This window comes from Rhodococcus sp. PAE-6 (assembly GCF_025290685.1).
GTDB classification, from domain to species: domain Bacteria; phylum Actinomycetota; class Actinomycetes; order Mycobacteriales; family Mycobacteriaceae; genus Rhodococcus; species Rhodococcus pyridinivorans.
This window is the reverse complement of record NZ_JAOCLZ010000272.1, coordinates 1-231: the sequence shown is the minus strand read 5'-3', so window position 1 is coordinate 231 and position 231 is coordinate 1. Positions and strand designations below refer to the sequence as shown.

The following is a 231-nucleotide window of genomic DNA, read 5'->3' as shown; positions in this document are numbered from 1 at the left end:
GACGTCGCCTATCGCTAGTTCGCCACGGCGCACAGAACAGTCGTCAGCGCCGACACTCCCGGTCACGAGCAGTACACGCGCAACAGGGTCACCGGGGCGTCCACCGCAGACCTGGCACTCGTCCTCGTCGACGCCCGCAACGGCATCGTCGAGCAGACCCCCCGGCACGCCTTTCTCGCGTCGCTGCTCGGGGTGCGGCACGTGGTGCTGTGCATCAACAAGATGGACCTG

At 67.1% G+C, this 231-nt stretch carries 1 pseudogene; it reads left to right on the top strand.

The annotated features are described in order from the left end of the window. Positions 1-231 (top strand): annotated as a pseudogene (locus NVV99_RS26995) (GTP-binding protein); the annotation flags it as partial.